A 21,091-nucleotide genomic window follows, 5' to 3' on the forward strand; every position below is an offset into this window, starting at 1 on the left:
CAGCAAGCGCTGGCAGCTATCAAATCAGGAGTCTTTGGCTTCCGGCGGCGCCTTGGGCTGGCTCAGGCTTGGCGGCACGTCCTGCCCCATCTGCCGCGCCCGGAACAGCGCCGCGCGCATCAGGAAGATCGACATCACCGGCACGGTGACCGCCACGAACACCGCGATCAGCAGCGCGTGCAGCGCGAGGCTGCGGTCGGCCACCGAAAAGTACAGCACCGTGCCGTGCATGATCAGCCAGCACCCCAGCGTGGCGATGATGGCGGGCGCGTGCACGCGCTCGAAAAAGGTGGGCAGGCGCAGCAGGCCCGTGGCGCCCAGCAGCGCCAGTGCCGCGCCCGCCAGCACCAGCGCGGCCACCAGGATTTCCAGCCACAGGGGCAGCGCCACGGCGCCGCTCATTCGATCACCTCGCCGCGCAGCAGGAACTTGGCCATGGCCATGCTGCCGACAAAGCTGAACAGCGCCAGCAGCAGCGCCGCCTCGAAATAGTTCTTGCTGCCGTACAGCAGGCCCAGCACCAGCATCATGAGCATGCCGCACAGGTACATGCAGTCCAGCGCCAGCACGCGGTCTTGCGCCGAGGGACCCTTGAGCAGGCGGATCAGCGCGCAGCCCATGGCCAGGGCCAGCATGAACAAGGCCGTGGGCAGCGCCCAGTCCAGAACGGGTGTCATTCAAAGATCTCCATCAAGGGGGCTTCGTAGCGCCGCTTTACGTCGGCGATCAGGGCCGCGGGGTCTTTCAGCTCCAGCACATGCAGCATCAGCACGCTGCGGTCCAGCGAGAGTTCGGCCCAGGCGGTGCCCGGGGTGATGCACACGATCATGGCCAGCACAGCCAGCGCGTTGGGGTCGCGCACGTCCAGCGGGATATGCACGAAACCCGCGGGGTGGCGCCGCCGGCCGGGGGCCAGCAGAAGCCGCGCGACCGCCAGGTTGGAGCGCGTGGTGTCGGCCACCACGGTCCCGGCCAGGCGCAGCACGGCGCCGGGCTTGCGAAGGCGCACCGGCAAGGGGCGCAGCCCGGCCGTGAGCAGCGGAATGGCCAGCGCCAGCACGGCCCCCAGCACGATGTGCCCGGCGCTCAGGCTGCGGTTGAGCAGCAGCCACAGCACCAGCAGTGCCAGCGACAGCACGGGGGCGGGCACCAGGCGCCGCAGGGGCCGCCGCGCCGGAGATGCGTTGCGGGGCGGCTTCATGGGCGCGCTCCTTCGGGCGTTGGCGCGCTGTCGCGGGGCGGGTTGGGGACCGGGGCGGCGGACATGACGGCCCGCACGTAGCCCGCGGGGGCGTGCAGCGCATCGGCCGTGGCCTGCGTGTAGCGCATCACCGCGCCGGCCTGCCAGACCAGGACGGCGCTGGCGGCCAGCAGCAGGGCGATGGGAAGGCCCTCCAGCACCAGCAGCCGCAGGGCGGGGCGGCCCTGCGCGGCCCAGAAGTGGCGGATGCCGGCGCGCACCAGCGCCAGCAGGGCCACCAGGCCCGAGCCCACCAGCAACGCCACCAGGGCCCAGCCCGCCGCGCCCGGCCGCAGGCCGGAGGACGCGCCCAGGCCCAGCGGATTGAGCAGCGCATGCACCATGGCGAATTTGCCGATGAAGCCCGGCAGCGGCGGCAGGCCCGCGATGATCAGCGTGCAGGCCACGAAGGCCAGCCCCAGGAACGCCGCAGCGGCCGGGATCACCTGCCCGATGAGCGCCTCTTCCTGGTCGTCGAGGTTCAGGCCTTCGCGTGGCACCAGGTCGGCCGACAGGAAGGGCGCATCGTCCCTGCGCTCGTGGGGCGCAAGGTTCGAGCCGTCGTTGCGCCAGCGCTCGATCAGGTCGGCCAGCAGGAACAGCACGCTCACCGCCAGCGTGGAGCTGAGCAGGTAGTACAGCAGCCCGGCGGTGAGCAGGTTCTGCCCGAAGCCCATGGCCGCCAGCAGCGTGCCCGACGACAGGATGGCGCTGAAACCCGCCAGGTAGCCCAGGCGCTGGGAACCCAGCATGCCCACCGCGCCGAAGACCATGGTGAACAGCCCGGAGCCGACGAGCCACTGGCTGCCGAACCCGGCCGACTCGCCCGCTTCCGGGCCGAACAAAAGCGTCCACAGGCGCAGCACGCTGTACACGCCCACCTTGGTCATCAGCGCAAACAGTGCGCCCACTGGCGCCGTGGCGGCGCTGTAGGCCGGAACCAACCAGAAGTTGAGCGGCCACACCGCGGCCTTGATGAGGAAGGCCACCGCCAGCACCGCGGCCGCCGCGTGCAGCAGGCCCCGGTCCGCCTCGGCCACGCCCGCCACGCTTTGCGCGAGGTCTGCCATGTTGAGCGTGCCGGTGATGCCGTACAGCATGGAGACGCCGATGAGAAACAGCGACGAGGCCGCGAGGTTGATGGCGATGTAGTGCAGCCCGGCGGCCACGCGCGGCCGGCCCGAGCCGTGCAGCAGCAGGCCGTACGAGGCCGCCAGCAGGATCTCGAAGAACACGAACAGGTTGAACAGGTCCGCCGTGAGAAAGGCCCCCGCCAGCCCCATGAGCTGGAACTGGAACAGCGGGTGAAAGTGCACGCCCGCGCGGTGCCAGCGCGCCGCCGAGAACAGCACCGTGGCCAGCGCCACCGTGCTGGCCAGCACCAGCATCAGCGCGGAAAGCCGGTCCACCGCCAGCACGATGCCGAACGGTGCGGGCCAGTTGCCGGGCAGGTACACGCCCAGGCTGCCAGGCTGGCCCGGCGCCTTGGCCTGCACCAGCAGCAGTACCGCGATGACAAGGCCGAGGAAGGTGGACGCAATGTTGAGCGCCGCCTTGGTGCGCTGGCGCTCCTCGCGCAGCAGCAGCATCAGCCCGGCCGTGAGCAGGGGCAGCGCAATGGGCGCGAGGATCAGGTGGGGCATCAGCCACGCAGTGATCGAGGCAGTAATGCTGCTTCCTCCCGTCATGGCATTTCCTGCACGTCTTTGCCCTTGGTCCCGTCCACATGGTCGGTGCCCGCCATGCCGCGCGATGCGAGCAGCACCACCAGGAACAGCGCCGTCATGGCAAAGCCGATCACGATGGCGGTGAGCGTGAGCGCCTGCGGCATGGGGTCGGCATAGTGCGCCAGGTCCGTTGGCACGCCGGGCTGCAGCACGGGCTCCTTGTCGATGGCCAGGCCCAGCCGGCCCATGCTGAAGATGAAGAGGTTGACCGCGTACGAGAGCAGCGACAGGCCCATGATGACCTGGAAGGTGCGCGGGCGCAGCAGCAGCCACACGCCCGAGCCGGTGAGCACGCCGATGGCCAGCGCGAGGATCAGTTCCATGGGCCTTCTCCCGGTGCGCCGGCGGCCTGGGCTTCCTCGGCCGCGCGTGCGTTGTGGTAGCGGTGGCTGCGCACCGACTGGTGGGCGATGCCGGTCAGGATGAGCATGGTGGAGCCGACAACCAGCGTGAACACGCCGATGTCGAAGAACAGCGCGCTGGCCACGTGCACCTCGCCGACGAGCGGCAGGTGCAGGTGGGCAGTGTGGCTGGTGAGGAACGGATAACCCCAGGCCAGCGCCCCCAGGCCCGTGGCCAGCGCCGCCAGCAGGCCCACGCCGATCCAGCGGCGCGGGTACAGCGGCAGGTGGGCTTCCACCCAGGACGTGCCCGAGACGATGTACTGCAGCAGCAGCGCCACGGAGAACACCAGCCCGGCCACGAAGCCGCCCCCGGGCTCGTTGTGCCCGCGCATGAACAGGTAGGCCGCCACCAGCGTGGCAAAGGGCAGCATCAGCCGCACCAGCACGGCCGGCACCATGAGGTAGCCCACGGCGGTGTCGGCCGTCTGGCGCGGGTTGGACAGGTCGGTGTCCACGTCCGCGGGCAGCGCACGCTGCTGGGGCGGCAGGTCCATCACCTCGCGCGCGGGCCTGAAGCGCCGCAGCAGCGCATACACCGTGAGCGCGACGATGCCCAGCACCACGATCTCGCCAAACGTGTCAAAGCCCCGGAAGTCCACCAGCATCACGTTGACCACGTTGGTGCCGCCGCCCTCGGTGAGCGCACGTTCCAGGAAGAAGGTGGACGTGCTGTCCGGGAATGGCCGGCTCATCATGGCGAACGACAGCAGCGCCATGCCGCCGCCTGCGGCCAGCGTCAGCGCCATGTCGCGGTACCGGCGCAGGCGGGTGCGCGCCTCCTCGGCCCGCGTGGGTACGCGCAGGCTTTCGTCCCGCCGCGGCAGCCAGCGCAGGCCCAGCAGGATGAGGATGGTGGTCACCACCTCCACCACGATCTGCGTCAGCGCCAGGTCGGGCGCGGAGAACCACAGGAAGGTCAGGCACACGCACAGGCCGCACCCGCCCAGCAGCGTCAGCGCCGCCAGCCGGTGGTACTTGGCCTGCCACGCCGCCGCCACGGCGCACACGCCACCCAGCAGCCACAGCAGGGCAAAGGCGGGCGACAGCGGCAGCTGCGCCCGGTCGCCGATCGGCAGGCCCCGCGCCCACAAGGGCAGGGTGCCCGCGGCCAGCGCCGCGCAGGCCAGCCACAGCATCTGCCACTGCAGGCGGCCGGTGCCCAGCCAGCGCCGGCCCCGGCGGCCCGCCAGGCTGGCGCGGGCCAGCGCGGACTCGAACGCCCGCTGGCCGCTCAGGCGCTGCATCAGGGGCGGCGCGTCGATGGCGCCTCGTTCGCGCTGCCAACGCAGCAGCGCATACAGTGCGGCCCCCCCGCCCAGTGCCACCAGGCTCATCACGAACGGGGTGTTGAACCCGTGCCATACCGCCAGGCTGTAGGCGGGCAGTTCGCCGCCCACCACGGGCCGCGCCGCGGCGGCCAGGTAGGCTCCCACGGACCAGGCCGGCAGCGTGCCCACCACCAGGCAAGCCAGCACCAGCAGCTCCACCGGCACGCGCATCCAGTGCGGCGGCTCGTGGGGCGCGTGCGGCAGGTCGGTGGCCGGCGGGCCCCAGAACACGTCCACTGTGAAGCGCAGCGAATAGGCCACGCTGAACATGCCCGCCACCGTGGCCGCCGCCGGCAGCAGCCATTCCAGCAGCGGCGTGGCATTCATGTACACCGTCTCGGCAAAGAACATTTCCTTGGAGAGGAAGCCGTTGAGCAGCGGCACGCCGGCCATGGCCGCGCTGGCCACCATGGCCAGCGTGGCGGTGATGGGCATCATGGTGCGCAAGCCCGACAGGCGCCGGATGTCGCGCGTGCCGCTTTCGTGGTCCACGATGCCGACGGCCATGAACAGCGAGGCCTTGAAGGTGGCGTGGTTGAGGATGTGGAACACGGCGGCCACGGCCGCCAGCGGGCTGTTCAGGCCCAGCAGCAAGGTGATGAGCCCCAGGTGCGAGATGGTCGAATACGCCAGCAGGCCCTTGAGGTCGTTCTGGAACATGGCGGCATACCCGCCCACCAGCAGCGTGACCAGGCCCGCCCCGCCCACCAGCCAGAACCACGGCTCGGTGCCCGACAGCACGGGCCACAGGCGGGCCAGCAGAAACACGCCCGCCTTGACCATGGTGGCGGAATGCAGGTAGGCCGAGACCGGCGTGGGCGCGGCCATGGCGTGTGGCAACCAGAAGTGGAACGGGAACTGCGCGCTTTTCGTCAGCGCGCCCAGCAGCACCAGCAACAGGGCCGTCAGGTACAGCGGGTGCCGCTGCACCAGGGGCCCGGCGGCGAGCACCTGGTCCAGGTCGTAGGAGCCGGCGATGTGTCCCAGCACCAGCAGGCCCACCAGCAGGCACAGACCGCCCGCCCCCGTGACGGTTAGCGCCATGCGGGCACCGCGCCGTGCATCCTTGCGGTGGTGCCAGTAGCCGATCAGCAGGAACGAGAACAGGCTGGTCAGCTCCCAGAAGAACGCCAGCTGGATGAGGTTGCCCGACAGCACCACGCCCACCATGGCGCCCATGAAGGCCAGGAAGAACGCGAAGAAGCGCGGCACGGGGTCGGCCGCCGACATGTAGTAGCGGGCGTACAGCACCACCAGCGAGCCCACGCCCAGCACGAGCATGCAGAACATCCACGCAAAGCCGTCCATGCGCAGGACCAGGTTCAGCCCCAGGCTGGGCAGCCAGGCCAGTTCCTGCCGCAAGACCCCGCCGTGCGCGATGTCGGGAAAGTACAGGGCCGCCTGCCCCGCGCAGAACAGCGCCACCAGTCCTGCGAGGGTGGATTCCGTGTTGCGCGCGTTGGTGGGGAGGACGGCCGCCAACAGGCTTGCGACGAAGGGGAGAAGAATCAGGGTGACCAGGGGCATGCGCGGACCATTCTAGGGGCCGCGTTAAAAACCCTGCCGCTGCGCCGCAGTGAAGTGCCGTGCTGGAGCGCGGCGTCCGGTCGGGCTCCGCGCGGCCGGTGCGCCGCCTCGGCGGCGTCCCCTAGGGCGCGCGTTGGCTCGTTGATCCGGACCCGGGGGAGGATGCGCTTGCGTCGAAGGGTTGGCCGTGGACCGTGAGCCCTTCCTGCGACAGCCGCGCGGCCGTGCGCGGGCCCACGCCGCCCACCCGTCCGATGAAGTCGGGCCAGCTTGCGAACGGGGCGCTTGCGCGCTCTTTCAGGATGCGGCCGGACAAGGCCGGACCCACGCCCTTGAGGCTGTCCAGCTCCGCCTCAGTGGCGGTGTTCGCTTCCACGGCCGCCCAGGCGGCGCCGGCACACAGCGCCGCGGCGAGGAGGAGCAGCTTCTTCAGCATGGGGGCCTTTCGGTGCGTGGGCGGTGCGGGCGGCAGGAAATCAAAGTTCTTCCACCCGGCGGGCCGGGTAGCTGTCCCAGGTCTGGCAACCCGGGCACTGCCAGAAGTGCTGCCGGGCCTCAAACCCGCAGGCCGCACAGCGGTAGCGGGTGAGGGGCTTGACCGCGTGGTCCAGCGCGCGCTGGATTTGCGGGTGGAACTCCTCGTGCTCCAGCTTTTCGGTGGCCAGCCACTTCGACGCCGCCACCAGGGAGCGCTCCTTGTCCAGGTGCTGCACGTAGCGCTGGCGCGCCGTCTGCCGGGTGGCCTCGGCGGCGGACTCGATGGCGACGATGCTTTCCAGCACATCCAGGGAGGGCGCTTCGGCGTACCGGGCTTGCAGCAGCGCGTGGACCTCGGGCACGCGGCCGGTGGCCGTGGCGGCCTCGACCATCAGCGCGGCGGCCAGGGGCAGGGCGGACGGCGTGCGTTCGGCCAAGGTCTTCAGCGTGGTGAGGACGGCTGCCGGCTGGCCCATGAGGCGCTGCAGCCGCGCCAGTTCGATGGGCGCGCGGGCTGCGTCCGGCGCGGCGGCCAGGGCTTGCTCCAGCAGCGCCTGCGCACCCGGCAGATCGCCCTGGGCGGTGAGCGCCAGGGCCTGTTCGCACAGGTAGTGCGCCTGGCGCGTGCTGAAGTCGCCCTGGTCGGCGGCGTGCATCTTCTGGGCAATGGCCGCGGCGTGAGGCCAGTCGCGCGAGCGCTCGTAGATGGCCAGCAGCGCCAGGCGCGCCTGGGCTTCGAACGGGGTGCCCTCCAGCCGCTGCAGGGCATCTTCCGCGCGGTCGAGCAGGCCGGCCTTGAGGAAGTCCAGCGCCAGCGCGTGCTGGGCCCGTTCGCGGTCGGTGCGGGAGAGGTCGCCGCGCGACAGCAGGTGCTCGTGCACCCGCACGGCGCGATCGTATTCGCCCCGGCGGCGGAACAGGTTGCCCAGGGCGAAGTGCAGCTCGGAGGTGTCGGGGTCGTTCTGCACCGCCTCGATGAAGGCGTCGATCGCCTGGTCCTGCTGCTCGTTGAGCAGAAAGTTCAGGCCCTTGAAGTAGGCCTTGGGTGCGCGGCGGTTCTCGGCGCGCAGCTGGCGCAGGTCAAAGCGCGACGCCACCCAGCCCAGCACGAAGGCAATGGGCAGGCCCAGGAGGATCCAGGTCAGGTCAAATTCCATGGGCGGACGGCAGATCGGGCGGAGGAGGAGACGCCGGGTGCGGGGCGGCCGCAGCGGCCGCGGCAGGGGCGCTTGCGGCAGACGCCACGGCGGGCGACAGTGCCGCGTGGGCCCGGCGGGCCGCCGTGCGGTGCCGCCACCAGCGCGGCACCATGCCCAGCACGCCAACGACCACACCTGCCGCAAAGGCGGTAAGCACCACCAGCACCAGGGGCGCGCGCCATTGCGTGCCAAAGAAGAAGTGCACGGTGGCGTCTTGCTGGTTGTTCAGCGCAAACGCGAACAGCGTAAAAAAAATGGCTGCCTTGAGCAGCCACAGGAGGTATTTCATCGGTCTCCCCAGTGGTGGGGGGATTCTAGGCGGTGTCGCCGCCGGGGTTGCGCAGAGGCACGCGGCAACGGTCTTGGACCAAAACCGGCCCGGGCGCTTGCGCAGCAAGCGCCGAAAGCTATCACTTTTGATGCGAGGCGGCGGCCAGCGGGGGGTGTTCTTCCATCTCGGCCGTGCGCTTGTCCACGGCTTCGCGCAGCGCCTTGCCGGGCTTGAAGTGCGGCACCCGCTTTTCCGGAATGGCCACGGCCTCGCCGCTGCGGGGGTTGCGGCCCATGCGGGGCGGACGGTGGTTCACCGAAAAACTGCCAAAACCGCGGATCTCGATGCGGTGCCCGCGCACCAGGGCGTCGCCGACAGCGTCCAGGATGGTCTTGACCGCGTATTCGGCATCGCGGTGCGTGAGCTGGCCAAAGCGCGAGGCCAGTTCTTCAACGAGGTCTGAGCGGGTCATGGAGTCTTGGGACATGGGCGGGCTGCCAGGGCAGGTCTTGGGTGAAAAAAGAGCGGGCGCCGAGGCGCCCGCTGTCTGACCGCTTAACGGGTCAGTGCTTTACTTTTCCGAGTTGTCCAGCTTGGCGCGCAGCAGGGCGCCCAGGCTGGTCGTGCCGGCGCTTTCGCGGGCCGACTGTTGCGACAGGGAAGCCATGGCTTCTTGCTGGTCGGCAGCGTCCTTGGCCTTGATCGACAGCTGGATGTTGCGGGTCTTGCGATCCACGTTCACCACCACGGCCGTGACTTCGTCGCCTTCCTTCAGCACGTTACGGGCATCTTCCACGCGGTCGCGGGAGATTTCCGAAGCGCGCAGGTAGCCCACGATGTCTTCGCCCAGGTCGATTTCAGCGCCACGGGCGTCCACGGACTTGACCTTGCCGGTCACCGTCTGGCCCTTGTCGTTCACCGTCACGAAGGTGGTGAACGGGTCGCCGTCGAGCTGCTTGATGCCCAGGGAGATGCGCTCGCGGTCCACGTCCACGGCCAGCACGATCGCTTCGACTTCCTGGCCCTTCTTGTAGTTGCGCACGGCGGCTTCGCCGGGCTCGTTCCAGGACAGGTCGGACAGGTGCACCAGGCCGTCGATGCCGGCAGCCAGGCCCACGAACACGCCGAAGTCGGTGATGGACTTGATGGGGCCCTTCACGCGGTCGCCGCGCTTGGTTTCCTGGGCAAATTCTTGCCAAGGGTTGGCCTTGCACTGCTTCATGCCCAGGCTGATACGGCGCTTGTCTTCGTCGATCTCGAGGACCATGACTTCGACTTCGTCACCCAGCGACACGAGCTTGGACGGAGCGATGTTCTTGTTGGTCCAGTCCATTTCGGAGACGTGCACCAGGCCTTCGATGCCGGGTTCCAGCTCGACGAACGCGCCGTAGTCGGCAATGTTCGTGATCTTGCCGAACAGGCGGGTGCCTTGGGGGTAGCGGCGGTTGACGCCCATCCAGGGGTCGTCGCCCATTTGCTTCAGGCCCAGGGACACGCGGTTCTTCTCGGTGTCGAACTTCAGGATCTTGGCCGTGATTTCCTGGCCAGCCGTCACCACTTCAGACGGGTGACGCACGCGGCGCCATGCCATGTCGGTGATGTGCAGCAGGCCGTCGATGCCGCCCAGGTCCACGAACGCACCGTATTCGGTGATGTTCTTGACCACGCCTTGAACGATGGAGCCTTCCTTCAGGGTTTCCATCAGCTTGGCGCGCTCTTCGCCCATGGAGGCTTCCACCACAGCGCGGCGGCTCAGCACCACGTTGTTGCGCTTGCGGTCCAGCTTGATGACCTTGAATTCCATGGTCTTGTTTTCGTACGGCGTCAGATCCTTGATCGGACGCGTATCGATCAGCGAACCGGGCAGGAATGCGCGGATGCCGTTGACCAGGACGGTCAGGCCGCCCTTGACCTTGCCGGACGTGGTGCCGGTGACGAATTCGCCGGATTCCAGGGCCTTTTCCAGGCTCATCCAGGAAGCCAGACGCTTGGCGGTGTCGCGCGACAGGATGGTGTCGCCGTAGCCGTTTTCGATGGAGCCAATGGCCACCGACACGAAGTCACCCACTTGGACTTCGACTTCGCCCTTGTCGTTCTTGAACTCTTCCAGCGGCACGTAGGCTTCGGACTTGAGGCCGGCGTTCACGACCACGAAGTTGTGCTCGACGCGCACGACTTCCGCGGTGATGACTTCGCCAGGGCGCATTTCCGTGCGCTGCAAGGATTCTTCAAAAAGGGCGGCAAAAGATTCGGACATGTGTTTCCTTGCCACAAACAGGATTCCGGCAGCACCATTGCTACCGTTTTTATAGCTGCTTGCGGTGGTTTTTTGCGGCATAGCCGCGGGTTAGGTTAACGATCCACACAACCGGTGCGCTGGCGCGCGAGAGGGGCCGTGTGGGCCTGTGGCAGGGCCTTGCGGCCTTGCCTGGAGCCCGAAGGCTCCACGCTTTCAGCCCTGCGCAGCAGCTGCGAAGGGCTGGCGCTCCTGCCACCAGGCCAGCACCTTTTCAACGGCTTGTTCAATCGTCAAATCGGAGTTGTCCAGGACCAGGGCGTCCTGCGCGGGCTTGAGCGGTGCGACCGGGCGGGAGCTGTCCCGCAGGTCGCGCGCCTCGAGGTCCGCACGAAGGTCGTCGATACTAGCCGAAAAACCCTTAGAAATCAACTGCTTATAACGGCGCTCTGCGCGGCAGGCGGCGCTGGCCGTCAAGTAGACCTTCAAAGGGGCGCTCGGAAAGATCACCGTGCCCATGTCGCGCCCGTCGGCCACGAGGCCCGGCAGGCGCCGGAAGCTGTGCTGCAGCGCCACCAGCGCCAGCCGGACGGCGGGCAGGGCGGACACGCGCGAGGCGTTCATGCCGGCCTCTTCGGTGCGGATGGCGTCCGTGACGTCGTCGCTGCCCAGCCACACCCGGCCGTCTTCAAACCGCACGGGCAGGGTCTCGGCCATCTGGGCGATGCGGGCTTCGTGCGCGGCGTCGATGGCGAGGCCGGCGCGGATTGCGGCCAGCGCGGTGATGCGGTACATGGCGCCCGAGTCCAGGAAGCGGTAGCTCAGCCGCTGCGCCACGGCGGCAGCCACCGTGCCCTTGCCCGAGGCCGTGGGGCCGTCGATGCAGATCACCGGCACCTGTTCGGTGGCCGCGTGGGCGACCGAGAACAGCGTCTCGAAGTAGTCGGGAAAGGTCTTGGCCACGCACTTGGGGTCTTCGATGCGCACGGGCACGCCCGCCGGGTTGAAGGCCGCCAGCGAGAAGCACATGGCCACGCGGTGGTCGTCGTAGGTGTGGATGCTGGCGGCGCGCCAGTCTTGCACCCGGGTGTGCGGCGTCACGCGGATGAAGTCCGCGCCTTCCTCCACCGTGGCGCCCAGCTTGCGCAGCTCGGTGGCCATGGCGGCGATGCGGTCGGTTTCCTTCACGCGCCAGCTGGCGATGTTGCGCAGCGTGGTGGTGCCCTGGGCGTACAGCGCCATCACGGCCAGCGTCATGGCGGCGTCGGGGATGTGGTTGCAGTCCAGGTCGATGGCGGTGAGGGGCCAGGCGCCGCGCTCGATCTGCAGCCAGTTGGGGCCGCCGGTGACCACGGCGCCCATGGCGCGTGCCGCCTCGACAAAGCGGATGTCGCCCTGGATCGAATCCAGGCCCACGCCCTGGATCTTGATGCCTTCTTGGCCTCCAGTGCCCGCTGCAATTGCGCCAAGCGCTATGAAATAGCTAGCAGACGAGGCGTCCGCCTCCACATGGATGCTGCCGGGCGACTGGTAGCGGCTGCCGGCCGGGACGGTGAATCGCTGCCAGTTGTCGTGCGCCACGGTGATGCCGAAGCGCGCCAGCAGCTGCAGCGTGATGGCGATGTAGGGCTTGGAGATCAGCTCGCCCACCACCTCGACCACGATGGGCTGTGCGCCCGCGGCCAGCGGCAGCGCCATCAGCAGCGCCGTGAGGAACTGGCTGGACACATCGCCGCGCACGCGGATGGGGGTGCTCACCGCCAGCGGCGGCACGCCCTGGCCGTGTGCCAGGCGCAGCGGCGGGTAGCCGTCGTTGCCCAGGTAGTCCACCTGGCAGCCCAGCTGGCGCAACGCGTCCACCAGATCGCCGATGGGGCGCTCGTGCATGCGGGGCACGCCCGACAGTTCGAACTCGCCGCCCAGCAGTGCCAGCGCCGCCGTCAGCGGCCGCATGGCGGTGCCCGCGTTGCCCAGGAAGAGCTTGGCGGGAGAGCGGGGCTCGCGGCCGCCCAGGCCGGTGATGTGCACGGTGCTGCTGCCCGGCTGCTCGTCCACGGTGCAGCCAATGGCGCGCAGCGCGTCTAGCATCACCCGGGTGTCGTCCGACGCCAGCAGGTCGTGCACGGTGGTGGTGCCGTGGCTGAGCGCCGCCAGCAGCAGCACGCGGTTGGAAATGCTCTTGGAGCCGGGCAGGTGGACTTCGCCCGCAGCGGCTTGCAACGGGGGGAGGTCTAGGAATGCGGTGCTGTACATCGGTGAAATTCGTCCATTGCAGCTCAAAGAGCTAAGAGCGTTCGTGCAGCCAGCGGCCTATGCAATTGGCGTGTCTCGCCACCAGTGCACCCGTGGAACCGGCTCCGCCAGGCCACCGGGTGCGTCCCCCTCAGGGGGAAGGCGCCGGAGGCGGCTCAGGGGGTTACTTTCTTTTCGCACCCATGCGCCAATGCGCACGGGTTTCGCTGGCCAGGGTCAGCATGTCTTCCAGCGCCTGCGCGTTGCCTTGTTCCATGGCCTGCTCGATGGCGTGCAGTGCCTGGCGAAAGAGCTTGGACTGCGCCAGCAGCTCGTCGCGGTTGGCCAGCAGGATGTCGCGCCACACCTTGGGGTCGCTGGCCGCGATGCGGGTGAAGTCCCGGAACCCCGGTCCTGCGAGCGAAAGAAACTCGTCCCCGTTCGATTGGCCGATGATGCTGTTCATCATGGAGAACGCCAGCACGTGGGGCAGGTGGCTCACCGCCGCAAAGGCGGCGTCGTGCGACTCTGGCGACATGCTGCTGACGCGGCATCCCAGCGCGGTCCAGATGTCGCTGGCCCGCTGCAGCTGCGCGGTCAGGGTGCGCTCGGTGGGGGTCAGGATCACCTGGCGCCCGCTGTACAGCTCGGCCTCCGCATGCTCCACGCCGGAGACCTCGCGCCCCGTGATGGGATGGGCGGGCACGAAGGAGCCCACCTGGTCGCGCAGCGCGCGGCGCGCGGCCTGCACCACGTCGGCCTTGGTGGAGCCCACGTCCATGATCAGCATCTGCGGCGTGACGAGGTGCTTGATGGCCTTGAGCGTGGCCTCGGTGGCAGCCACCGGCACGGCCAGCAGCACGATGTCGGCACCTGCGGCGGCCAGCAGGGCCGAGGGCGCCTCCACGTCGATCACGCCCAGCTGGCGCGCACGGTCGGTGGTGGAGGGCGACTTGCTGTACCCCACCACCCGCTTGACCAGGCCCGCCTTTTTCATCGCCAGCGCGAACGAGCCGCCCATCAGCCCGCAGCCGATCAGTCCCAATTGTTCAAACATCCGCGCGGCTCCTTACGATGCGACCGGGTACGTGCCCAGGACCTTGTAGAACGCACACAGGCTGCGCAGTTCCTCCAGCGCCCGGGCCACATGGGGCTGGGCGGGGTGGCCGTCCAGGTCGATGTAGAAGTAGTACTCCCACTGGCCGGTGCGCGCCGGGCGCGATTCAAAGCGCGTCATCGAGACGCCGTGCTTCTTCAGCGGCACCAGCAGGTCGTGCACGGCACCGGGGCGGTTAGGCACGGACACCACCAGGCTGGTGCAGTCCTTGCCCGAGGGTGGGGGCGTCTGCAGCGTGTGCGGCAGGCAGATGATGGCGAAGCGGGTGCGGTTGTAGGCGTCGTCCTGGATGGCGTGCGCCACGATGTGCAGCCCGAACTGCGCCGCCGCGCGCTCGCTGGAGAGGGCCGCCCAGGCGGGGTTGGTGGTGGCCAGGCGCGCGCCTTCGGCGTTGCTCGACACGGGCCGGCGTTCGGCATGCGGCAGGTGCTTGGACAGCCAGGCCTGGCATTGCGCCAGCGCCTGCGGATGCGCGAGCACCACCTCGATGCCGTCCAGCGAATTGCTGGTGCGCAGCAGGTTGTGGCGTACCAGCAGGCTGACTTCGCCCACCACATGGGTGGGGGTGTGCAGAAAGAGATCCAGCGAGCGCGTGACCACGCCTTCGGTGGAGTTCTCCACGCCCACCACGCCGTACTGCGCGCTGCCGGCCGCCGTGGCGTGGAACACCTCGTCGAAGTTGGCGCAGTACATCAGGTCGGCCGCGCCGCCAAAGAACTCGATGGCGGCCTGCTCGCAGAAGGTGCCCTCGGGGCCCAGCACCGCCACGCGCTGCGGCGACTCCAGGGCCAGGCAGGCGGACATGATCTCGCGCCAGATGGCGGCCACGTGGGCGCCCTTGAGCGGGCCGGGGTTGGTGGTCTGGATCTTTTCGATCACCTGCGCCACGCGGTCGGGGCGGAAAAACGGCGTGCCTTCGCGCTTCTTGACTTCACCCACCTGCTCGGCAACCAGCGCACGCTCGTTCAGCAATTTCAGCAATTGCTGGTCGATGCTGTCGATCTGCACGCGCAGGCTGGCGAGGTCGGGAGAGGCTTGCGGATTGTTCATGGGGTGGGGCAGGGTAGAGGGCGTGCAGAGGGCGTGCAGAGGCCCGGCGCCGCGGGGCGGCGGTCAGGCGTGCTTTTGTTCAAATTCTCGCAGGTAGTCCACCAGCGCCTGCACGCCCGCCAGCGGCATGGCGTTGTAGATGCTGGCGCGCATGCCTCCCACGGACTTGTGGCCCTTGAGCTGCAGCAGGCCGCGCTCCTTGGCGCCGGCCAGGAAGGCTTCGTTGCGGCTCTCGTCGCGCAGGAAGAACGGAATGTTCATGCGCGAGCGGCAGGTGGGAGCCACCTTGTTCACATAGAGCTGCGAGGTGTCGATGGCCTGGTACAGCAGTTCGGCCTTGGCGATGTTGCGCTGCTCCATGGCGGCCACGCCGCTCAGGCCGCCTTCGGTCTGGCGCTTGAGCCACTGGAAGGTGAGTCCCGCAACGTAGATGCCCCAGGTTGGCGGGGTGTTGTACATGGACTGGTTGTCCGCCACGGTCTTGTAGTCAAACGCGCTGGGGCACGCGGGCAATGCGTGGCCGAGCAGGTCTTCGCGCACGATGACGAGGGTGAGCCCGGCGGGGCCGAGGTTTTTTTGCGCCCCGCCAAAGGCCAGGCCCACGCGCGACCAGTCCACAGGGCGCGATGCCACATGGGACGAGAAGTCGATGACCAGCGGTGCGTCGCTGCCCAGCGCCTTCAGGTCGGGCAGCTGGTGGAACTCGATGCCGTTGATCGTCTCGTTGCTGCAGATGTGCAGGTAGCTGGCGCCGCGGCTCACGGTCCATGACGCGGGATCGGGCAGGGTGGTGAAGCCCGAGGCCTCCCCGCTGGCCACCACATTGACCTCAGACGCGTACTTGCGCGCTTCCTTCTGCGACTTCTGGCTCCAGCTGCCGGTCACCACGAAGTCCACCACCCCGGCCCGCGACAGGTTCAGCGGAACGATGGCGTTCTCGGCCAGGCCGCCGCCCTGCATGAAGAGGATCTTGAACTGGGGCGGCACCGCCAGCAGTTCGCGCAGATCGGCTTCCGCCTGCTCGTAGATGGAGAGAAATTCCTTGCCGCGGTGGCTCATCTCCATGACGCCCATGCCACTGCCATGCCAGTCCAGCATTTCGGCTGCGGCCTGTTCCAGGACTTCGGCGGGAATGGCGGCCGGACCGGCCGAGAAGTTGTAGGGGCGCTTCATATTGGAGTCGAAAACGCCGCTGGCGCAGGCGGGGTATGCGCGGGCAGCTCTGTTTTTGATAGCGCCACGGCCGCGCTTGGCAGGCCGCACCGTGGCGCGCGGGAGGTTTCAGGCGTCGGGAGCGTCCGGCGTTCCGTTGGCATCGGCTTCGCCCTCAGCGTCGGCGGCATTGGCGTCGTTTTCCACGATGCGCTGCAGCCCGCTGAGCTTGGAGCCTTCGTCCAGCGCGATCAGCGTCACCCCTTGCGTAGCGCGGCCCAGTTCGCGGATCTCGGATACGCGGGTGCGCACCAGCACGCCCTTGTCGGTGATCAGCATGATCTCGTCGTCGGCATGCACCAGCGTGGCCGCCACGACCTTGCCGTTGCGTTCGCTTTGCTGGATGGCGATCATGCCCTTGGTGCCGCGCCCGTGGCGGGTGTACTCGACGATGCTGGTGCGCTTGCCGTAGCCGTTCTCGGTGGCGGTGAGCACGCTCTGCGTCTCGTCCTCGGCGACCAGCATGGCGATCACGCTCTGGCCGTCTTCCAGCATCATGCCGCGCACGCCGCGGGCCGCCCGGCCCAGCGGGCGCACGTCGTTCTCGTCAAAGCGCACAGCCTTGCCGCCGTCGCTGAACAGCATCACGTCGTGCTTCCCATCGGTGAGGGCTGCGCCGATCAGATAGTCGCCGTCGTCCAGGTTCACGGCGATGATGCCGCCCTTGCGCGGATTGCTGAACTCATCCAGCGCCGTCTTCTTCACGGTGCCCATGCTGGTGGCCATGAACACGAAGCGGTCGGCGGGGAAGGTGCGCATGTCGCCCGTGAGCGGCAGCACCACGTTGATCTTCTCGCCGTCCTGCAGCGGGAACATGTTGACGATGGGCCGGCCGCGCGAACCGCGCGAACCCGCCGGCACTTCCCACACCTTGAGCCAGTACAGCCGGCCCCGGTTGGAGAAGCACAGGATGTAGTCGTGCGTGTTGGCGATGAAGAGCTGGTCGATCCAGTCGTCTTCCTTGGTGGCGGTGGCCTGCTTGCCGCGGCCGCCGCGCTTCTGGGCGCGGTATTCGGACAGCGGCTGGCTCTTGATGTAGCCGGTGTGCGACAGCGTCACCACCATGTCGGTGGGCGTGATCAGGTCCTCGGTGGAGAGGTCTTGCGCGCTGTATTCGACGATGCTGCGGCGCGTACCCAGCTTGTGCTGGCCGAACTCCTGCTTGATGGCGGTGAGTTCCTCGCCAATGATGACGGACACGCGCTCGGGTTTGGCCAGGATGTCCAGCAGGTCTTCGATGACCGCCATGACTTCCTTGTACTCGGCCACGATCTTGTCCTGCTCCAGGCCGGTGAGGCGCTGCAGCCGCATCTGCAGGATTTCCTGGGCCTGCGTTTCAGACAGGCGGTACAGGCCGTCCTGGCCCATGCCGAACTCGCGCTCCAGGCCTTCGGGGCGGTAGTCGTCGGCGTTGACCACGCCGCCATCCTCGCGGGTGCGGGTCAGCATTTCGCGCACCAGCTTGCTGTCCCACGAGCGCGCCATCAGCTCGCTCTTGGCCACGGGCGGCGTGGGCGCGTTGCGGATGATGGCGATGAAATCGTCAATGTTGGCCAGCGCCACGGCCAGGCCTTCCAGCACGTGGCCGCGGTCGCGGGCCTTGCGCAGCTCGAACACGGTGCGGCGCGTCACCACTTCGCGGCGGTGCTGCAGGAAGACGACGATCAGGTCCTTCAGGTTGCACAGGCGCGGCTGGCCGTCGACCAGCGCCACCATGTTCATGCCGAAGGTGTCCTGCAGCTGCGTCTGCTTGTACAGGTTGTTGAGCACCACCTCGGGCACTTCGCCGCGCTTGAGCTCGATCACCAGGCGCATGCCCGATTTGTCGGACTCGTCCTGGATGTGGCTGATGCCCTCGATCTTCTTCTCGTGCACCAGCTCGGCCATGCGCTCCTGCAGGGTCTTCTTGTTGACCTGGTAGGGCAGCTCGTCCACGATGATGGCCTGGCGCTGGCCGCGGTCGATGTCCTCGAAGTGGCACTTGGCGCGCATGATCACGCGGCCGCGGCCCGTGCGGTAGCCGTCCTTCACGCCATTGATGCCGTAGATGATGCCGGCGGTAGGGAAGTCGGGCGCCGGAATGATCTCCATCAAGTCGTCGATGGAGGCCTCGGGATTGCGCAGCATGTGCAGGCAGGCATCGACCACCTCGTTGAGGTTGTGGGGAGGGATATTCGTCGCCATCCCCACAGCAATACCTGCCGAGCCATTGACCAGCAGATTGGGCAGTTTGCTGGGCAATACCAGGGGCTCTTTTTCGCTGCCGTCGTAGTTGGGGCCGAAATCGACAGTTTCCTTGTCGATATCGCCCAGCATTTCGTGCGCAATCTTTGCCAGACGGATTTCCGTGTAACGCATCGCCGCAGCGTTGTCACCGTCCACGGAGCCGAAATTGCCCTGGCCGTCGACCAGCATGTGGCGCAACGAAAAGTCCTGTGCCATCCGGACAATGGTGTCGTACACCGCCGAGTCGCCGTGCGGGTGGTACTTGCCGATCACGTCGCCCACGATACGGGCCGACTTCTTGTACGGACGGTTCCAGTCGTTGTTGAGCTCGTGCATCGCGAACAGCACGCGGCGGTGCACCGGCTTCAAGCCATCGCGGGCGTCGGGCAGCGCCCGGCCCACGATCACGCTCATCGCGTAATCGAGATAACTGCGCCGCATCTCCTCTTCAAGACTGATGGGCAGGGTTTCTTTGGCAAACTGGGTCATTGGAGGCGGCGGTGGCGGCAAAGGAGGATCATTTTAGAGGTAAGACCGTGTAGCGCCTCAGCAACATATCCGGGGAATTCCGGTTTTGTCCTACGGTGGGCAGGCACCCCGCGCCGCTTTTGCCCTGTTACGTATGGCACAATCAATTGAACGCTTCGGATGGTGGTCATCCCCAGCGTCCTGATTCGCAGCGCGGCTGCGGCTTTTTCCCCAAGAGGAGAACCATGAAGAAACTGAACAAAGTGGCGATGTTGTTTGCCTCTGCAGCGCTCGCAACCGCCGCTGGCGCACAAACCGTTGACAACTGGCGTGATGCTTCTGGCCAACTGGTCTGGAAGAACGGCACCAACGAGTACTGCTGGCGCGATGCCAACTGGACGCCCGCAACGGCTGCTCCTGGCTGTGATGGCGCTATCGCTGCACCTGCTCCTGCTGCTGCTCCCGCTGCTGCGCCTGCTCCTGCTGCCGCACCTGCACCTGCTCCGGCTCCCGCCCCTGCCGTGGCCACCAAGGTGACCTACGCTGCTGACGCATTCTTCGACTTCGACAAGTCGGTGCTGAAGCCCGAAGGCAAGGCCAAGCTGGACGACCTGGTTTCCAAGGTCAAGGGCATCAACCTGGAAGTCATCATTGCCGTGGGTCACACCGACTCCATCGGCTCTGACGCTTACAACCAGAAGCTTTCCGTGCGCCGTTCCGAAGCCGTGAAGGCTTACCTGGTGTCCAAGGGCATCGAAAAGAACCGCGTGTACACCGAAGGCAAGGGTGAAAAGCAACCCGTGGCTGACAACAAGACCGCCGAAGGCCGTGCGAAGAACCGTCGCGTGGAAATCGAAGTGGTCGGTACCCGCGCCGCTTCCAAGTAATCTCCGGATTGCTTCACAAAAAGGCCCCGGCAACGGGGCCTTTTTGCATTTGGGCCTCCTATAGGGCGCGCTCTTTCGGGGACAATTGTTGCCATGAGTGAAACCGTCAATGCCGATCCGGCCGAGTTGGCCAAATTCTCCGAACTGGCGCACCGGTGGTGGGACCCCGAAAGCGAGTTCCGTCCGTTGCACCAGATCAACCCCTTGCGCCTGGACTGGATCCACTCGCAATGCGGCGGTTTGGCTGGCAAGCGGGTACTGGACGTGGGATGCGGCGGCGGCATCCTCGCCGACTCCATGGCCCGCCGCGGGGCGGAGGTGACCGGGATCGACCTGGCAACCAAGGCGCTGCGTGTGGCGCAACTGCATGCCCTGGAGGCTCAGACCCCGCACGTGACGTACCGGGAAATCAGCGTTGAATCGCTGGCGAAGGAGCAGCCCGCCAGTTTTGACGTGGTGACGTGCATGGAAATGCTGGAGCACGTTCCCGACCCTGGCTCAGTTGTCCAGGCCTGTGCGGAACTAGTCAAGCCCGGCGGCTGGGTCTTTTTCTCCACCATCCACCGCAGCGCCAAGGCGTTCATGCTGGCCATCGTGGGGGCGGAATACCTGCTGAACATGCTGCCGCGTGGGACGCATGAGTACGCCAAGATGATTCGCCCCAGCGAATTGGCCCTCAGCTGCCGCCACGCAGGGCTGACTGTTCAGAACACCAAAGGGCTTGGCTACAACCCGATCACCCGCCGCTATTCGCTGAATAGCGACACAAGTGTTAACTATCTTTTCGCGACCCAGCGTCTTTTGTGATGGCAGGACTTCCATTTCGCAACATTCGCGCAGTGCTTTTTGATCTGGATGGCACCCTGATCGACAGCGCGCCCGATCTCGGTGCCGCTGCCGACAAGATGCGCACAGACCGCGGATTGCTTCCCTTGCCGCTGGAGCGCTACCGGCCCATGGCCGGGGCGGGGGCTCGGGGGATGTTGGGGGTTGCGTTTGGTATCTCCCCCGAACATCCCGAGTTTTTGGCGCTGCGTGAAGAATTTTTCACAAATTATGAGTCGTGCATGACAGAGCGGACCACCATTTTTGATGGTGTGCCCCAACTTGTGTCGCGGCTGGTGGAATGTCGGATGGCCTGGGGCGTGGTCACCAACAAATCAGCACGGTTCACGGAGCCATTGACCCGCAAATTGCCGCTGTTCACTACGGCGGGCGCTGTCGTCAGTGGCGACACCACGCCGCATGCCAAGCCGCATCCCGCACCGTTGATCGAGGCGGCGGCGCGGCTGGGCCTGGCGCCTGGAGAATGCATCTACGTGGGCGATGATGAGCGCGACATTGTGGCGGGCCTTGCCGCCGGCATGGGCACGGTGGCCGCAGCCTACGGCTACCTGGGGGCGACAACGCAACCGGCAGAGTGGGGCGCCCATGCCACAATAAATTCTCCCGCCGGGCTCTTGCAATTGCTGGAGAGCGCCTAAAATAGA

19 protein-coding genes are annotated in these 21,091 nt (G+C 67.3%); 3 read left to right on the forward strand and 16 right to left on the reverse strand.

The annotated features are described in order from the left end of the window. Nucleotides 1-24: 24 nt before the first annotated feature. The 16 genes from mnhG to gyrA all read right to left on the reverse strand — a co-directional run bounded on the left by mnhG (nucleotide 25) and on the right by gyrA (nucleotide 18,735). Nucleotides 25-402 carry a monovalent cation/H(+) antiporter subunit G gene (gene mnhG / locus ACOYR3_RS11145; protein ID WP_422846477.1) on the reverse strand — a complete coding sequence of 126 codons (378 nt, stop codon included), beginning with the start codon at nucleotides 400-402 and terminating at the stop codon, nucleotides 25-27. After that, nucleotides 399-677 (reverse strand): K+/H+ antiporter subunit F, encoded by a 279-nt coding sequence (locus tag ACOYR3_RS11150; RefSeq protein WP_422846478.1) that lies wholly within the window; start codon nucleotides 675-677, stop codon nucleotides 399-401. The genes mnhG and ACOYR3_RS11150 overlap by 4 nt, the downstream gene beginning before the upstream one ends. Continuing rightward, nucleotides 674-1,201, reverse strand: a complete 528-nt coding sequence (locus ACOYR3_RS11155) for a Na+/H+ antiporter subunit E (RefSeq protein ID WP_422846479.1) — start codon at nucleotides 1,199-1,201, stop codon at nucleotides 674-676. The genes ACOYR3_RS11150 and ACOYR3_RS11155 overlap by 4 nt, the downstream gene beginning before the upstream one ends. Beyond that, nucleotides 1,198-2,928: a monovalent cation/H+ antiporter subunit D gene (locus ACOYR3_RS11160; protein ID WP_422846480.1), complete on the reverse strand. Its 1,731-nt coding sequence runs from the start codon at nucleotides 2,926-2,928 to the stop codon at nucleotides 1,198-1,200. The genes ACOYR3_RS11155 and ACOYR3_RS11160 overlap by 4 nt, the downstream gene beginning before the upstream one ends. Further along, entirely contained in the window at nucleotides 2,925-3,290 is a 366-nt protein-coding gene (locus ACOYR3_RS11165) for a Na+/H+ antiporter subunit C (protein WP_422846481.1), read from the reverse strand. The genes ACOYR3_RS11160 and ACOYR3_RS11165 overlap by 4 nt, the downstream gene beginning before the upstream one ends. Next, nucleotides 3,281-6,226 carry a monovalent cation/H+ antiporter subunit A gene (locus ACOYR3_RS11170; RefSeq protein WP_422846482.1) on the reverse strand — a complete coding sequence of 982 codons (2,946 nt, stop codon included), beginning with the start codon at nucleotides 6,224-6,226 and terminating at the stop codon, nucleotides 3,281-3,283. Before ACOYR3_RS11170 ends, ACOYR3_RS11165 begins: the two co-directional genes overlap by 10 nt. Nucleotides 6,227-6,347: 121 nt before the next feature. Then, nucleotides 6,348-6,662 carry a ComEA family DNA-binding protein gene (locus ACOYR3_RS11175; protein WP_422846483.1) on the reverse strand — a complete coding sequence of 105 codons (315 nt, stop codon included), beginning with the start codon at nucleotides 6,660-6,662 and terminating at the stop codon, nucleotides 6,348-6,350. A gap of 40 nt (nucleotides 6,663-6,702) precedes the next feature. Next, on the reverse strand, nucleotides 6,703-7,860 hold the full coding sequence (gene lapB / locus ACOYR3_RS11180; RefSeq protein WP_422846484.1) for a lipopolysaccharide assembly protein LapB: 1,158 nt from the start codon (nucleotides 7,858-7,860) through the stop codon (nucleotides 6,703-6,705). Further along, the gene (locus ACOYR3_RS11185; RefSeq protein ID WP_422846485.1) at nucleotides 7,850-8,191 is read right to left on the reverse strand and encodes a LapA family protein; all 342 of its coding nucleotides are present in this window, start codon (nucleotides 8,189-8,191) and stop codon (nucleotides 7,850-7,852) included. The genes lapB and ACOYR3_RS11185 overlap by 11 nt, the downstream gene beginning before the upstream one ends. Before the next feature lie 121 nt (nucleotides 8,192-8,312). Continuing rightward, the gene (locus ACOYR3_RS11190; protein WP_422846486.1) at nucleotides 8,313-8,645 is read right to left on the reverse strand and encodes an integration host factor subunit beta; all 333 of its coding nucleotides are present in this window, start codon (nucleotides 8,643-8,645) and stop codon (nucleotides 8,313-8,315) included. A 99-nt stretch (nucleotides 8,646-8,744) separates the two neighbouring features. Next, a complete protein-coding gene (rpsA, locus tag ACOYR3_RS11195) occupies nucleotides 8,745-10,430 on the reverse strand; it encodes a 30S ribosomal protein S1 (RefSeq protein WP_422846487.1) in 1,686 nt (561 codons plus the stop codon). A 195-nt stretch (nucleotides 10,431-10,625) separates the two neighbouring features. Next, nucleotides 10,626-12,662, reverse strand: coding sequence for a bifunctional 3-phosphoshikimate 1-carboxyvinyltransferase/cytidylate kinase (locus ACOYR3_RS11200; protein WP_422846488.1), 2,037 nt, complete (start codon nucleotides 12,660-12,662; stop codon nucleotides 10,626-10,628). 163 nt (nucleotides 12,663-12,825) lie between these two features. Beyond that, nucleotides 12,826-13,698 carry a prephenate dehydrogenase gene (locus tag ACOYR3_RS11205; protein WP_422846489.1) on the reverse strand — a complete coding sequence of 291 codons (873 nt, stop codon included), beginning with the start codon at nucleotides 13,696-13,698 and terminating at the stop codon, nucleotides 12,826-12,828. Between the two features lie 12 nt (nucleotides 13,699-13,710). Beyond that, entirely contained in the window at nucleotides 13,711-14,808 is a 1,098-nt protein-coding gene (pheA, locus tag ACOYR3_RS11210) for a prephenate dehydratase (RefSeq protein ID WP_422846490.1), read from the reverse strand. 63 nt (nucleotides 14,809-14,871) lie between these two features. Beyond that, complete coding sequence (serC, locus tag ACOYR3_RS11215) at nucleotides 14,872-15,981, reverse strand: 3-phosphoserine/phosphohydroxythreonine transaminase (protein ID WP_422846491.1); 1,110 nt, start codon at nucleotides 15,979-15,981, stop codon at nucleotides 14,872-14,874. A 108-nt stretch (nucleotides 15,982-16,089) separates the two neighbouring features. After that, nucleotides 16,090-18,735 (reverse strand): DNA gyrase subunit A, encoded by a 2,646-nt coding sequence (gene gyrA, locus ACOYR3_RS11220; RefSeq protein WP_422846492.1) that lies wholly within the window; start codon nucleotides 18,733-18,735, stop codon nucleotides 16,090-16,092. Between the two features lie 224 nt (nucleotides 18,736-18,959). On the opposite strand from gyrA, the gene ompA reads away from it, so the two are divergent. The 3 genes from ompA (at nucleotide 18,960) to ACOYR3_RS11235 (ending at nucleotide 21,085) form a co-directional block, all read left to right on the forward strand. Continuing rightward, the gene (gene ompA, locus ACOYR3_RS11225; protein WP_422846493.1) at nucleotides 18,960-19,601 is read left to right on the forward strand and encodes an outer membrane protein OmpA; all 642 of its coding nucleotides are present in this window, start codon (nucleotides 18,960-18,962) and stop codon (nucleotides 19,599-19,601) included. 93 nt (nucleotides 19,602-19,694) lie between these two features. Beyond that, nucleotides 19,695-20,408, forward strand: a complete 714-nt coding sequence (gene ubiG / locus ACOYR3_RS11230) for a bifunctional 2-polyprenyl-6-hydroxyphenol methylase/3-demethylubiquinol 3-O-methyltransferase UbiG (protein ID WP_422846494.1) — start codon at nucleotides 19,695-19,697, stop codon at nucleotides 20,406-20,408. Next, a complete protein-coding gene (locus ACOYR3_RS11235) occupies nucleotides 20,408-21,085 on the forward strand; it encodes an HAD family hydrolase (RefSeq protein ID WP_422846495.1) in 678 nt (225 codons plus the stop codon). The genes ubiG and ACOYR3_RS11235 overlap by 1 nt, the downstream gene beginning before the upstream one ends. Nucleotides 21,086-21,091 lie beyond the last annotated feature (6 nt).

The organism is Acidovorax sp. M2(2025) (genome assembly GCF_049330835.1).
In the GTDB taxonomy this organism is placed as follows: Bacteria; Pseudomonadota; Gammaproteobacteria; order Burkholderiales; family Burkholderiaceae_C; genus Acidovorax.